11 protein-coding genes are annotated in these 13,671 nt (G+C 65.0%); 4 read left to right on the forward strand and 7 right to left on the reverse strand.

Annotated features, from left to right (window positions below; all coding sequences use genetic code 11):
- Positions 1–23: 23 nt before the first annotated feature.
- Both HKW67_RS14150 and HKW67_RS14155 read right to left on the reverse strand, forming a co-directional pair.
- Complete coding sequence (locus tag HKW67_RS14150) at positions 24–350, reverse strand: outer membrane protein assembly factor BamB family protein (protein WP_171225997.1); 327 nt, start codon at positions 348–350, stop codon at positions 24–26.
- A gap of 60 nt (positions 351–410) precedes the next feature.
- Entirely contained in the window at positions 411–671 is a 261-nt protein-coding gene (locus tag HKW67_RS14155; protein ID WP_171225998.1) for a putative signal transducing protein, read from the reverse strand.
- 203 nt (positions 672–874) lie between these two features.
- On the opposite strand from HKW67_RS14155, the gene HKW67_RS14160 reads away from it, so the two are divergent.
- Positions 875–3,532 (forward strand): glycoside hydrolase family 9 protein, encoded by a 2,658-nt coding sequence (locus HKW67_RS14160; RefSeq protein ID WP_171225999.1) that lies wholly within the window; start codon positions 875–877, stop codon positions 3,530–3,532.
- A gap of 1 nt (position 3,533) precedes the next feature.
- Here HKW67_RS14160 and HKW67_RS14165 read toward each other — a convergent pair whose 3' ends face one another.
- From HKW67_RS14165 to HKW67_RS14185, 5 genes are all read right to left on the reverse strand, one after another.
- Positions 3,534–3,902, reverse strand: a complete 369-nt coding sequence (locus HKW67_RS14165; RefSeq protein ID WP_171226000.1) for a TfoX/Sxy family protein — start codon at positions 3,900–3,902, stop codon at positions 3,534–3,536.
- A gap of 97 nt (positions 3,903–3,999) precedes the next feature.
- A complete protein-coding gene (locus HKW67_RS14170; RefSeq protein ID WP_171226001.1) occupies positions 4,000–5,976 on the reverse strand; it encodes an LVIVD repeat-containing protein in 1,977 nt (658 codons plus the stop codon).
- A gap of 59 nt (positions 5,977–6,035) precedes the next feature.
- On the reverse strand, positions 6,036–6,770 hold the full coding sequence (locus HKW67_RS14175) for a DUF305 domain-containing protein (protein ID WP_171226002.1): 735 nt from the start codon (positions 6,768–6,770) through the stop codon (positions 6,036–6,038).
- A gap of 153 nt (positions 6,771–6,923) precedes the next feature.
- Positions 6,924–8,381, reverse strand: coding sequence for a serine hydrolase domain-containing protein (locus tag HKW67_RS14180; RefSeq protein ID WP_171226003.1), 1,458 nt, complete (start codon positions 8,379–8,381; stop codon positions 6,924–6,926).
- A gap of 275 nt (positions 8,382–8,656) precedes the next feature.
- A complete protein-coding gene (locus HKW67_RS14185; protein WP_171226004.1) occupies positions 8,657–9,388 on the reverse strand; it encodes a hypothetical protein in 732 nt (243 codons plus the stop codon).
- A gap of 51 nt (positions 9,389–9,439) precedes the next feature.
- On the opposite strand from HKW67_RS14185, the gene HKW67_RS14190 reads away from it, so the two are divergent.
- The 3 genes from HKW67_RS14190 to HKW67_RS14200 are packed head-to-tail and all read left to right on the forward strand — an operon-like array spanning position 9,440 to position 13,657.
- Positions 9,440–10,678: an OFA family MFS transporter gene (locus HKW67_RS14190; protein WP_171226005.1), complete on the forward strand. Its 1,239-nt coding sequence runs from the start codon at positions 9,440–9,442 to the stop codon at positions 10,676–10,678.
- Between the two features lie 52 nt (positions 10,679–10,730).
- A complete protein-coding gene (locus HKW67_RS14195; RefSeq protein WP_171226006.1) occupies positions 10,731–12,509 on the forward strand; it encodes a DUF885 domain-containing protein in 1,779 nt (592 codons plus the stop codon).
- The gene (locus HKW67_RS14200; RefSeq protein ID WP_171226007.1) at positions 12,506–13,657 is read left to right on the forward strand and encodes a Gfo/Idh/MocA family protein; all 1,152 of its coding nucleotides are present in this window, start codon (positions 12,506–12,508) and stop codon (positions 13,655–13,657) included. The genes HKW67_RS14195 and HKW67_RS14200 overlap by 4 nt, the downstream gene beginning before the upstream one ends.
- Positions 13,658–13,671 lie beyond the last annotated feature (14 nt).

Consider the following 13,671-nt stretch of genomic DNA (forward strand, 5'->3'; position numbering starts at 1 on the left):
TAGCGACAGGAATCGCGGCCGGACTACACCGTGGCGGCCGTGGTCGCCGCTGCCTGCGCAGCCATCGCCGCAGCCTGCGCAGCGCTCACGCTCGAGCCCGTGAACGCAACGATGCCCAAGCCGAGCCCCTTGAGCTTGTTGTGCCACAGGATCTGTCCAGAGGTCGGTTCGAGGCAGAACACCTCCCCACCGGCGCCGGCGTACAGCGCGTCACCTTCCAGAGAGACGGTGACGAAGCTCGAGTTCTTGAGCTTGGTGCGCCACAACTCCTCGCCAGACGACGCCTGAATCGCCACCACGTGCGAGCCGACGCCGACGTAGATCACGTTCGAAATGCGCGAGCGTGCCATAGGACCCAGTACCTCTGAAAGTGCGGAAGTGATGGCCGGTGCTGCTGAGGTCTCGCGAATCTAACCCTCGGAGGACTCATCCTCGACCGCATCGGTCGCCTCGACATCGTCGAGCACGGCGCGCGCCTCGTCGACGAACGCCTCCGGCACCAGCACCGATACGCCGCGTGCCGTGGCTCCCTGAAAGCCGGGCCCGAAGATTCCCACCGTGTCATTGCTGTCGCGCATCGCGGGAATCTCTGCCGATTCGAGGCGGGCGATCGCCAGGTCGGCCTCGAAACCCGAGGCGTAGGTGACAAGCACGTGCCAGGCATTCGTCATGGTGCTGCTCCATTGGAGAGTCGCGCGCGGGAAGGCGGGTTCACTGACCCATCGTACTCGCGTCGCCGGGCGTGCGTTCCGCCGTGGCGTCGCCGCGCCGCATCTTGCACCATGCAGCGCACCGATCAGCTTACGGCAGCGATCGTCAGGAGCCAAGTGCGTTGCGATCGATCGCTTCCCGCCCCCGTCGCCTTACCGTACCCATGCGATTCGCGCTCACTGCGGCCGTGCTGCTGCTTACTCCGCTGTCGGCCAACGCCCAGCGGCCGCTGCTCCCGATCGAGCATGTCAACTCGGCCGAATTCGGCTGGCTGCAAAAGCCAGTGCTGGCCAGTCGCGTGCTCGATGACTTTGCGCAGCCAGCCACGTGGAAGTTCAGCGGTACGGGGACACTGTCGTTCCCGCAGCAGCTGGCGCTCGGCGACATGCGGTCGCTCCGCGTGGAGCTGCAGATGTTCCGCAACGCGCCGGCCCCGAACCGCGCACGGCTCTCGAGCGTCAATCTGCAGCGCGCGTTCCCCAACGAAGACTGGAGCGGCTACAACCGTCTTTCGCTCTGGGTGCGCCCCGACTTCGCCGGCATTCCCGTGCTGCCCCTGCAACTTGTGCTGCACAATGACGGCGCGGTAAAAGTGCCTGATCGCTACGACCGCGAAGGCACGCATTTCATCACCTTCGCCCGCAACGGCTGGCAACAGGTGGTGTGGGAGATCGAACCACTCGCGCGCGATCGTGTCACGCGGCTCGAGATCGGCTATTTCGTGAACCGTATGCTCGCAGGCGCCGACGATCACGTCGCCTTCGAGATCGGCAGGCTCGAACTGCAGAAAGTCGACCCCGATGTCCACACCGGCTGGGTCACCGGCGCGAACAAGATCGCCTTCAGTCACAGCGGCTATCAGTCCGGCAGCTCCAAGTCCGCGATTGCCAGCGCGCTGCCGGCACAGTCCTTCGAGCTGGTGAGCGTGCAGGACATCGCGTTCGGCGAAACCGTACTTCGCAAACCGATCGCCACGGTGCAAACGCGCAACGGCACCTTTCAACAGATGGATTTCTCGGAGATCCAGACGCCGGGCAGTTACGTGCTGCGCGCCGGTGGCATCACAAGCAAGCCGTTCGCCATCGGCAACGAAGTCTGGAAGTCGTCGATCTGGAAGACGCTCAATTTCTTCTACGGCAACCGGTGCGGTGATGACATTCCCGGTGTGCATGGCATCGATCATCTCGACTGGTTCGCCACGCACGACAGCACCCGCATCACGATGAGCGGCGGCTGGCATGATGCCGGCGACCTGTCGCAGGGATTGATCAACACCGGCGAGGCGACGTACGCGATGTTCGCGCTCGCCGACAAACTTGCCGCGCGCGGCGACGACCCGGCACTCACTGCACGCCTCGTGGAAGAGGCGAAGTGGGGACTCGACTGGGTGCTGCGCGTGCGCTTTCCGGGCGGCTATCGCATCGGCTTCGGTCCGCACAACTACTGGTCGAACAACATCGCAGGCGATGCGGATGATCGCGTTGTGGCGGCGAAGAACAATCCCAATGTGAACTACATCGCGTCGGCCGCGGCAGCCATCGGATACCGCATGCTGAAGGATCGCGAGCCGGCGTTGGCCGCGCGCGCACTGCGTGTGGCGCGAGAGGACTGGGCGTTTGCGATCGTTGGCATCGAGGGACCAAGCACCTGGCACACACCGGCCTTTGCCGCCTCGCGTATGGAACTCGCCGGGGTCGGTATCACGGCGTCGCTCGAGCTCTTCGCGGCCACCGGCGAGGCGCGTTACCGCGACAAGGCGGTTGAGCTGGCGCGTGTGGTGATGGCGTCGCAGCAAGTCGCGCGTGTGGGTTCGGTGTTTCCCCTCTCCGGGTTCTTCTACACTGGACCCGACCGCGACACCATCTTTCACCAGTTCCACAAGGCGTCCGATCAGGCGCCAATCGTGGCGCTGTCGCAGTTGGTGCACGCACTGCCCGACCATCCCGAGTGGATGCAGTGGTACGCCACGATCGCGCGATACGCCGAGTACCAGAAGCGTGGAGCGACCACGACGGCGCCGTATCATGTGTTGCCGGCGTACGTGTACCGACTCGCCGATAGCGTTCAGGTTCCCGACTCAGGCGGTCGCTATCTGGAGAAGCAGGATCAGTACGCCGCGCAGGTGCGCGCCGGCTTGCCGATGGGCGACGGATGGTTCCTGCGCGCCTTCCCGGTGTGGTTTCAGCGTCGCGGCAACTACGGCGTGCTGCTGTCGCAGTCGAAGGCACTGTCCACCGCCTCGCGGCTGCGCGGCGACAGTGCGGGGCTCGACCTGGCGCAGCAACAGGCGCAGTGGGTCGTCGGTCGCAATCCCTTCGTGCAGAGCACGATGTATGGCGAAGGCTACGACTGGGCGCAGCAGTACAGCGTGTCGTCGGCCGACTTCGTGGGGTCACTGCCGGTAGGGATGCAGAGTCGCGGCACGACCGACCTGCCCTACTGGCCTTCGCAGAACACGTACGTGTACAAGGAAGTGTGGGTGCACTCCAGCAGCCGCTGGCTGTGGCTTATGGAGGACCTGCTGCCCGTCGCGGCCGCGCGCAACGCGACGTCGCTTACGGCATTGACGTTCAACAGCACCACGTCTGCCGACGGCACGATCACCATGAAGCTGATCGTGACCGGCACCGGCGTGCACCGCTACGAGTTGCGGACCGACAATCTGCGCGGAACGACGGTCGCGCAGACCGTGACGTTGCGGAACGGTGTGCCAACCACGCTCGTGTGGACGGCGAAGCGAGTGCGGGCCGACACGCCGTACACCGCCGTCGTGATCGAAGACGGCAACGTCACACGCACGCGCGAACTGTTCGCGCAGTAGATCAGCGCGTTTTCTTCGGTGCCTTTTTCGCCGCCTTTTTCGCTGACTTCTTCGCAGGCTTTGGCTTGGGCGCGGGCAGCTCGGCCGCTGTGACCCGCATCAGCTCGACGATCAACCCCTGATCCTCGAGCTGTTCCGTGATTAACAGTTGCGGCTTGGCGCCCGGGTACGGCGGTGCCTCCGTGACTGTGCCCAGGAGCGCGCGACCGGCCTCGGTCGGCTTCACGAACAGCTGATTGTCGCACACCAACGCCACGACCTTCTCGTCGATGTAGAGCGCGTACTCGCCGAACATCTTCTTGAACGTCACGTTGCCGGCGCCGTGCATCTGGTCGCGCACGTACTCCACGAAACTGAGATCGGACGCCATCGATTGCTCCGCAAGAAAGCCTGAGAAACATCGCAGCCCCCACTCCTCTGCTGGAACGGGGGCTGCGTATTCCGTACTCCGTACTCCGTACTCCGTCTTACATCGCCAGCGTCTGCAGATCCTGCAGCGCCTTCTTCAGCAGGTCCGTCTTTTTCGGGTCGCAGCCACGGCTGGCTTCGACATCCGTCACAAGCTTGGTCAGCGTTGCGTTGCGCGCCGCACCCGACGACTTCTCGGCGCTCGAGATCGACGAGCGAATCTCAGAGATTTTCGCCGGCGCCACACAACCCTTCCGCTCCAGCTGATCCGTGTACGCCTTCGCCAGCGCAAAGCTGGGCGGCCATGAGATCTTCGGCTGACCCTGCGCGTTCAGGTAATCCCACTTCACCGTGTTCGCCGCGTCGATTTCGTTCTGCGAGATGAACTCGCTGGGCACGAGTTCGGCCACGTCGAGGCCACGCGCGATTTCCGAGCTCACGATCGCGCCGTTGTACCAGTACACCGACCACGAACCGCCCATCGCCATACGGGTGGAATCCACCGGGCCGCGATCGAACGAGGCGATTTCCTTCGGCTTCGACGGGTCCGTCCAGTCGAACACCGAGATGCCGCCCTGGTACCACGACTGCACCATCACGTCGCGGCCCGGAATCGGAATCAGCGAGCCGTTGTGCGCCACGCAGTTTTCGTTCGACGACTGCACGGTCGGAATCTTGTAGTAGCTCTTGAACACGAGCTTCTTGTTCACGATCGAGAAGATCGCGTTGGCGCCCCACTCCGGCTTGTCGCCGGCGCGGCACTTGGGCGACGAACCACCGCCCCACTCGTCGGAGAACAGCATCTGCGTGCCGTCGTTGTTGAACGTCGCCGAATGCCAGTAGGCGAAGTTCGAGTCGGCCGCGGCGTCGAGACGCACGGGGGCCGTCGGGTTGCTGATGTCGAGCAGCAGGCCGTGACCTTCACAGGCGCCGCCAGCCAAGCCGAGCGCCGGATACACCGTGATGTCGTGACACTGCGAACGCTCGCCACCGCGACCGCCGCCGCCCGCCGCACCGGCGAACATGCGCGTCACCGCGCCCTGCGCCATGCCGCGCACCGCCGTGCTATCCGCCGCATTGACGGTCGTGCCGCCACGCGCCTTCATCACGCTGTCGAGCATCGGGCGGATCACCTGCGGAGGCACCACCATCTCGGCGCCCGACTGCGGATTCTTCGCGATGAACGCACCCGCGGCCTTGGCCGTGGCGAGCGTCTTCGCCGCCGCTTCCTTGTCGGCGTCGGACAGTCCGTGACCCGGGGCAGCGCCCAGTCCCGCGAAGATGTTGGCGCGACCGACGACCGCGGCCGAGGCCGGGTTGGCGAGTGGCACCTTGATGATCTCGATGCGCAAGCGCGACGAGTTCGCATCGGCCGACGCCACGTCGGCGCAGCCCTCGAGTTCGCCCGCCGAGCGAATGCCCGACGAACCGGAGACGTAGATGTAGACGTTGTCCTTGTCCTTCGGATCCTCGAGCACCGTGTGCGTGTGCGAGCCACGGCACGTCTGCACGTTCGCGATCAGCTTCGGGTTGCGGATGTCGCTGATGTCGAACACGCGCACGCCACGCATGCGCTCCTTGCTGACGGGATCAGGCACGCCACCCGGCTTGCAGTCCACGCGGCCATTGTTCGCTTCGGCCGACATGAACATCAGGTTCTTGTACACCGAGATGTCGTTCTGCGAGGCTGGGCAGGTGTAGGCCACCACGAGCGTCGGCTTGGCCGGGTTCGAAATGTCCCAGATCACCGGACCGTTGTAGTTACCCTGAATCGCGTACTTGCCGGTGAAGGCGAGGTCGGAATTCGTGATGCCGAGGAAGCCCGGCGGGGAGACCGCCTTCGCCACGACCTTCATGTTCGAGATCGCTTCGCCGGCGTCAAACAGACCGGCCTTGAGGCCGACGCGCGGATCGTTCATCGGCGTCGGTGCGGTCTTGGGCTTCGACGGCGCGCACGCCGCGAGACCCAGCAGCGCCACGGCCGCGTAACCGGTGACAACACTCGCCCCGCGACGACGCGGAAGTGCTTCTGACATGTCTGTTCCTGTGTTCGAAAGGTGGTGGTAGTGCTACACGTACATCTGCTGCGGCAAACTTACGCCGGTGGGGCGAATCCCATCTCCAACATCATCGTGAACATGCGCTTGATCTCGGTGCTCTGATCGACCTCGACATCGTTCGCGAACTTGAACACGGTTTCGTCCTGCCCCGCACCCTGCGCCGCGAACAACGTCTTGACCATCGAGACGGCGCCACGGTGGTGCTGAATCATGTAGGTCAGAAACAACCGGTCGAACTCGGTACCGCGCGCCGCGTTGAGTTCCTTGAGCTGCGCATCGGTGAGCATGCCCGGCATCGACATCTGGCCCATGGCCATACCGCCCATGGCCGACATGTCGTGGCCAGCCATGGCCGCCATGTCATGCCCCATGCCGGCCATCGTCACGTTGCCGAGTGAATCGACCATGGGCACCGTCTGACGGCGGTCCTTGAGCCACGTCTGCATGATCGTGATCTCATCGGTCTGCGCATTGATGATGCGCGCCGTGAGCCGCTGCACCGACGCGCTCGCGCCGTGCGACGGCGCCCAGCGGGAGATCGTGATCGCCTGCGCGTGGTGGTGGATCATCCCGCTCATGAAGTCCACATCGGCCTTCACCCAGGGATAGCGCAGACTGTCGGCGCGCGCGCGGACGACCGCGCCGGCGTCACCCATCTGAAAGGCGGGACCGGCCGACGAGGCCGACCGCGAAGTCGCGCAGGCCGTCATGACCACCAGCCCGGCGCTCAAAGCAGCCAGACGGATCGGACGGCGGTAGGAATTGGGCATCGGTTTGGTCACGTGATGGGACACCGGCCGCATACAGAAAGGTTGGAATCTGTAAGGGTATAGGAGGGACGGCTGCGCAGCAATCGACCGGCACCAATGGTAGGCCACAAGGTCGACAACCGCTGATGGCCGCCTCGCAGGCCCCCGTACTGCTTACACCATAAAAGTGCCTTTCGGCACGTCCAGATGACGGATTACCGTGTCCGAACGCGCACCCGCATCACAGCCGACGCGAGGCACAGGGTCGCCACCCCCGTGAGCCACAGTGCGATGTCGGGCGCGACGGCAGGCAGTTCCGACCACCTGACCCCGAAGAGCCGCGGCGGTACGATCACCATCGCCGCACCCGCGACCACGTCCAACGCCGCCAATAGTCGGGCTCGGCTTCGGGAGGGGCGCTCGGGAGCACGACGTAAGCGCCACAGGCCGCGAATGGATCACGAGAAGGCCCAACAGGATGACCGTCAACGCCAGCCAGCGCGTCCGATGCTGGGAGGTCGGTGGCGGCAGCGGGGTACCCACGAGGTAGGCAGCGATGTCGTCTGCCAACCGATGGCTGGTCGGCGCGAGCGGGATTGGGAGTCCCGTCGACGCATTCGTGAGTACGACGACGCCCCACTTTGAATCGGGCAGCATCACCATCTTGCCGCGGAAGTTCGGCGTAATGCCGCCGTGATGGACGGCGCGGACTCCACCGATCTGTCCGTCGCGCCACCCGAAGGCATACGAGAAGCCTTCGGACGGGGCGCCGCCGGTATGCATCGCCGCCACCGACGCCGCGCTCACCACCCGCGTGCCGTCGTACACGCCCTCCTCGAGTTGCGCGATCAGGAACTGCGCCATGTCCTGCGCGCTGCTGATCAGCGCCGCCGTAGGCAGGCGATCGTGCTCGAAGGGGAGGGTGGTCTCGCGCGGATAGCCGAGCACATACACGTGTCCCTGCGCCATGCCCTGCGCAATGGCGCGCGTCCGATCGGTGTGACTGTGACTCATCTGCAGCGCCTCGAAGATCCGTCGCTCGACATAGTGCGCGTACGTCTCTCCAGTCACCGCCTCTATCACGGCGCTGAGCACGAGATAGTTCGGGCTCGCGTACTCGTGTGCCACACCCGGCGCCCGCGCTAACGAGGTCCGGGCCAACGCGCGAACGTGATCAGTCAGGCTGCGCGACTCGCCCGAAGCCCGCGTCGCACGCGTAGGAATGCCGCTCGTATGCAAGAGCAGGTGGCGCACCGTGATCTGCCCGCTGGCCGTACTGTCGGCTACGCGAAACCACGGCAGATAGCGCTGTACCGGCGCATCCAGCTCCACGCGCCCGCTGTCCACCAACTGCATGATCGCGAGCGCCGTGAACGCCTTGCTCATCGATCCGAGCGTGAAGATGGTGTTCGGCGACACCGGGCGACCGTAGCCATCCGTGCCAAACCCGCGAACATGCACCACGTGCCCATCATGCACGATCGCCACCGACGCGCCGGGCAATCGGTCGGCTCGCATGACCTGCGTCACGAACGAGTCAATCGCAGCAAAATCCGGAGTGGACTGCGCGTCGAGCGGGTGATTCGACAGCATCAGCGCACTCACGAGGACGGCCACGGGATAGCGGGTCATCCGCTCCCGTACGGCGATACCGGTGTCCGGGTTCCGGTTGGTCGGCCGCGGGCCATCCGTTGGGACAACAACGGAAACGGACTGTTCCTGACTGACACGGATACGAACCGGTAGGAACCGATATCAACAGATCAAACAGCAAAGACATTCTTGATAATGCCGACGCCGGTCGCGCAGTCGGGGCAGATCCATGGCGTCCGTTCGTATCGGTTCGTATCCGTGTCAGGCAGGAACCGTTTGTTTCCATTCCGATCCGTCACCACGACAACACGGACCTATCCGTCGCGCAACGCCAGCGACCGCGATCCCGTCACCGTGACCAAGGCCATGCGGCGCAGATGCACCGAATCCGCCGCCGCCACGTAGGCCGACGTCTGCGCCGTCGACACGAGCGCCCGCGTGAGTTGGGCCAGCCCGCCGCAGACGTAGCGGTTGCACAGATTCGACCGCAGCGCCCGCGGCAGATTGCACCCGGCCGTCGTGTGAAACACACACGAGCCCCGGTAATGACGGGTCGGCAGGTGCGAGGCATATCGTTCTTCCAGCGACTCGGGCGTCACCGTTTCGCCGTCGTCCGTGAGCTGGGCCCGTACCCGCATGATGCTGTCAGCGTGCAGAAAGCCATGCGTCCCGCCCGCCGTGCAGCACTCGCCGCGGCAGGTCCCGCAGCTCGCGCCGATGATATCGGGCATCGCCGGGATCGACTCCGGCAGCGCCCAGCCGGCGTCTTCGCGCGCCTGCGTCGCTTCCGCACTCATCGGCGCACTGTTGTCCCGCACCGCCTCGCCGAATGCCTCGGCGATCGTGCCGCGCAGCTTCTCCAGAAACGCGTCGTGCGACTCCTCGGGGAGTTCGGTCGTGTTACGCGAGTTCGCCGGCAGCAGGATCACCGGCAGCTCCGGCAAGCCGTATTCCGCGCGGTCGGCGAGGGCGAGCTGTTCGGCCTGCGTGGTGAGACGAGCATTCCGGGCCCGCTGGGCCGCGATCGGACTTTCGCGCGAAGACATCTCGCAAACTACCCGGCACGGATCGAGCGCCGATATGGTTGATTCTGCCATATGTCGAAATCCCGCTGGACCATCCCCGTCGGCGCCATCCTCGTTCACCTGGGCATCGGCTCAGTGTACGCCTGGAGCACGCTCAACCGCCCGATCATTGCCGCGCTTCCCCCGCAGCCGTGGTGGGGGAGCCCGCCGTATACCACGTTCACCGCCGCGCTCGTGCTGCTCGGCCTGAGCGCGGCCACGATGGGACCGTGGGTCGAGCGGCGTGGCGCGCGGGTCGCGGCGAAAACGTCGGCCCTGTTCTTCGCGGGTGGGCTCGCGCTTGGCGGCCTTGGCCTGCTCTGGCAGCAGCCGCTGCTGCTTTTTCTCGGGCTCGGCATCCTCTGCGGGATCGGCTGCGGGATCGGATACATCGCGCCGGTGAGCACGCTGGTGAAGTGGTTCCCGGAGCGCCGCGGTATGGCCACCGGTTTCGCCATCATGGGTTTCGGCGGCGGCGCGTTTCTCGGGGGTTATGCGAATGCCTTTCTGATCGAACAGATGGGCGTGGCGCGTGCCCTGTTCGTGTTGAGCGGCGTGTACTTCGCTCTGATGTCGGCGGGCGCGCAGCTGCTGAGGCCCGCGCCCGAAGCGCCCGGGGGCCTCGCCACGCCGGCAACCACCGGGCTCACGCGAGGCGAGGCAATCCGTACCCCGCAGTTCCTGCTCCTCTGGGGCATTCTCTGTGTGAACGTCACGGCCGGCATCGGAATTCTTGCCCAGGCGTCGCCCATGATGCAGGACCTCTTCGGCCGCACGCCCAAGCAGGCCGCGGCCGTGGTGGCGGTCATCAGCCTATTCAACGCCGGTGGACGTCTGCTCTGGTCGAGTGCGTCGGATCTGATGGGCCGCCGCACCACGTATCTCCTCTTCTTCGTGGTGCAGTTCGCGCTGTTTCTGGCCATTCCGCGCTTTGCCCAGGCGGGCGCGTGGTGGCCCTTCTTGGCCTGCCTGCTCACCGTGTTCACGATGTACGGCGGTGGATTCGCCACCATGCCGGCGTTTCTGGCCGACCTGTTCGGTGCGCGGAACGTGGGCGCGATTCACGGCGCCGTGCTCACCGCGTGGAGTGTGGCCGCGGTGATGGGACCGGTGATCATCACACAGTTGTCGGAGCGCGCCCGTGCGGCGCTGGCCCCGGGCGCCCCGCGTGTGCACATCTACGATCAGCCGCTGATGCTACTGGCCGGCTTGTTGGCCGTGGGACTGGTGCTCACGTTGGCGGTGAAACCGCTGCCCAGCACAACGAAATAACGGCCGTCCTCGCGATTGCGAAGGGGGGAGATCGGTCGCAGGTTAAGCCCCGATGCGAACCCCCAAACGACTCGCCACACTCGCGCTGCTCTCGCTCGGCGCCGCCGGCCTTGCCGCCGGCACCGCCTGCACCCCCGCCGCCGATAAGGCCGGGACGTCCGCGACCACGGCCGGATTCGCGCCGTTCGTGGACCGCTATCTCGACGGCTTCGCGCGCCGTCATCCCTCGATCGCGGCCGGCAACGGCTTGCACGATCACGACGATCTGCTCGACGACTTTTCCGCGCAGGCGATCGCCGCCGAAATCGCCGCGCTGAAGACGGCAGCGGCAGAGCTCGCGGCCTTCAGCGACTCGTCGCTCACGCCGGACGAGCGCGTAGACAAGCGCATTCTCGCCGGTGTGATCGACGGCTGGCTGCTCGAACAGGAAACGCTGGCAAATTGGAAGCGCAATCCGATGACGTACGCCAGTGCGTTGTCCGACGGCGTGCACAATCTGATGACGATGGAGAACGACGCGGCACCGGTGCGCATGCGTCGCATCATCGCCAAACTCGCCGGTGTACCCGCGTTTCTTCAGGCCGCGCGCACGAACATCGTCAATCCCCCCCGGATCTTCGCCGAACGCGGACTGGGCATGATGCGCGGCGCGTCCACGATGCTCACCGTCGACCTGCCCGTCGCCTTCGCGGCCGAGAAGGGCACACCGCTCATGGATTCGCTGTTGAGCGCCGCGGCCGTTGCCGCGCGAGAGATCGACGCGTACACCACCGACTTCGAGAAGACGGTGCTCCCCACCGCGAACGGCGAGTGGAAGATCGGCGGCGACGCCGTGGCGCGACGCTATCGCTCGGAAGAACTGATCGACGTGCCGCTGGCCGACCTCGCAGCGCTGGGTGAGCGTGAACTCAAGCTCGCGCAGGATCGATTCCGCGCCGCCGCACTGCGATTGGCGCCCGGTGCCGATCCGCAGGCCACGTGGCTCACGATTCGCCGCAATCATCCGAAGCGCGGCGAGGTGGTAGCGGCCGCGCAGGCCGTCGTCGATTCACTTACACGCTTCATCGCGACCAAGAATCTGGCCGTGGTGCCTGAGGGCGAGCACGTCGTGGTCAAACCGGCGCAACCGTTCTCGCTGGGCTTCGCCTCGATGCACGCGTCACCGCCGCTCGAGAAAACGCCGGTGCAGAGCGTCTTTTACATCACGGACGCCGACTCGGCCGATGCCCCCGCGCAGCAGGAAGCGTGGCTCGAACGCTTCAACTTTGCGTCACTCGCCATCACGTCGGCGCATGAAGCGATGCCGGGGCATTGGTTGCACTCGGTGCACATGCGGCAAACGCCGGGCAAGATCCGGCGCATCTGGATCGGACTGAATCCGTTTCCGCAGCCATCGTCAGGTCAGGACGGCTGGGCGCACTACTCGGAAGAACTGGTGGTCGAGCAAGGCTTCATGAACGGCGACCCGCGCTACGAGTTGGCCCAGCTCAGCGATGCCCTCACGCGCATCTGTCGACTGTTGTCGGGTATCCGCCTGCACACCGGCGAATGGACGCTCGAACAGGCGCAGGCCTGCTTTGAGCAACAGGCGTACGTGGCCGCTCCCGCCGCCAAGCGCGAAGCGCAGCGCGGCACCTACGACCCGACCTACGGCGGCTATTTCCTGGGCAAGCGCGGCATGCTCACGTTGCGGCGCGACGTGAAGGCGGCGCAGGGCGACCAATTCAACCTTCGCGATTTTCACGAACGCGTCATGAAGAACGGCATCGCGCCGATCTGGGCGCACCGGCAGCTCTTGATGCCGGGTGACACCTCACGGGTAATTCAGTGACCGCCAGTAACGACATCGTTCGTGTTGGAGTCCTTGGCGCCGGTGCCTGGGCACAGTTCGCGCACCTGCCTGGTTGGAAGCGCGATCCGCGCTGCACCATTGTCGCGATCGCCGATCCGATCGTCGAGCGCGCCCGCGAGTTCGCGGCGCAGTTCGAAATTCCGAACGTGTATGCCACGCATGAAGAGCTGATTGCGCGTACCGATATCGATGTGGTCGACGTGTGCACGCCCAGCGCGACGCACTTCTCGCTGAGTTGCGCGGCGCTCGAAGCCGGCAAGCATGTGCTGTGCGAGAAGCCAGTGGCCTATGATTTCACCGAGACGCGACGGGCGGCGGCGTTGGCCGCCAGCAAAGGTCTGAAGACCAAGCTCGGATTCACCTTTCGCTACTCGCCGGCGATGCGCTACATGAAAGCGCTGATCGACGAGGGCTATATCGGCACGCCGTTCATCTTCAACGGCTACGAACAGAATTCGCAGTGGCTCGATCCACAAACGCCGCTGCGTCAGGTCGACCATGAGGCCGACCAGACCGAGATTCACGTGTCGTCGCTGGAAGGGTACGGCGCGCCGATCATGGACATCGGCCATCTCTTCATGGGCAGTCGCTTCAAGTCGGTCGTCGGCACGATGAAGAACTTCATCCCCGAGCGCATGGTGCGTGCGACCGGCACGATGATGCGCATGAATATCGACGATGGCGACATATTTATCGGCGAGTTCGACAACGGCGGCATTGGCTCCATTCAAACCAGCTTCGTAACCGTGGGGAATTATCCCGGCATCGAAGCGCGCGTGTACGGCAGCAAAGGCGCACTGATCTGCCGTCTGGTGGAAGAGAACGGCATCTGTGAAACGCTGAAAGGGGCGACGGCCGACTCGGTCGAGTTCAAGGAGCTCGAGATTCCGCAGCGCTTCTACCCCGCGGGCGGCAGTGCGCGTGAATCGTGGCGCTCGCTGTTCTACGCGAATCTCATCGGCTCGTTCATCTCCGAGATCCGCGGTGAAGTGGAAGGCAACGAAGGCAATTTCGAAGATGGTGCGCACGTGCAGGAGCTCATCAACGCCGTCGAGCGCTCGTTCCGTGAGCGACGCTGGGTGAACATTCCGCTCGAACAGCCTCCAGTCGCGGGATCGGCATCCTGAGCCACGACACGACC

Source organism: Gemmatimonas groenlandica (genome assembly GCF_013004105.1).
GTDB lineage: Bacteria > Gemmatimonadota > Gemmatimonadetes > Gemmatimonadales > Gemmatimonadaceae > Gemmatimonas > Gemmatimonas groenlandica.

Bases quoted from the DNA above. Each gene is read 5' to 3' on its own strand.
- HKW67_RS14185 (WP_171226004.1), bottom strand. From the start codon at position 9,388: ATGTCTTCGCGCGAAAGTCCGATCGCGGCCCAGCGGGCCCGGAATGCT.
- HKW67_RS14165 (WP_171226000.1), bottom strand. From the start codon at position 3,902: ATGGCGTCCGATCTCAGTTTCGTGGAGTACGTGCGCGACCAGATGCAC.
- HKW67_RS14155 (WP_171225998.1), bottom strand. From the start codon at position 671: ATGACGAATGCCTGGCACGTGCTTGTCACCTACGCCTCGGGTTTCGAG.
- HKW67_RS14180 (WP_171226003.1), bottom strand. From the start codon at position 8,381: ATGACCCGCTATCCCGTGGCCGTCCTCGTGAGTGCGCTGATGCTGTCG.
- HKW67_RS14195 (WP_171226006.1), top strand. From the start codon at position 10,731: ATGCGAACCCCCAAACGACTCGCCACACTCGCGCTGCTCTCGCTCGGC.
- HKW67_RS14150 (WP_171225997.1), bottom strand. From the start codon at position 350: ATGGCACGCTCGCGCATTTCGAACGTGATCTACGTCGGCGTCGGCTCG.
- HKW67_RS14170 (WP_171226001.1), bottom strand. From the start codon at position 5,976: ATGTCAGAAGCACTTCCGCGTCGTCGCGGGGCGAGTGTTGTCACCGGT.
- HKW67_RS14175 (WP_171226002.1), bottom strand. From the start codon at position 6,770: ATGCCCAATTCCTACCGCCGTCCGATCCGTCTGGCTGCTTTGAGCGCC.
- HKW67_RS14190 (WP_171226005.1), top strand. From the start codon at position 9,440: ATGTCGAAATCCCGCTGGACCATCCCCGTCGGCGCCATCCTCGTTCAC.
- HKW67_RS14160 (WP_171225999.1), top strand. From the start codon at position 875: ATGCGATTCGCGCTCACTGCGGCCGTGCTGCTGCTTACTCCGCTGTCG.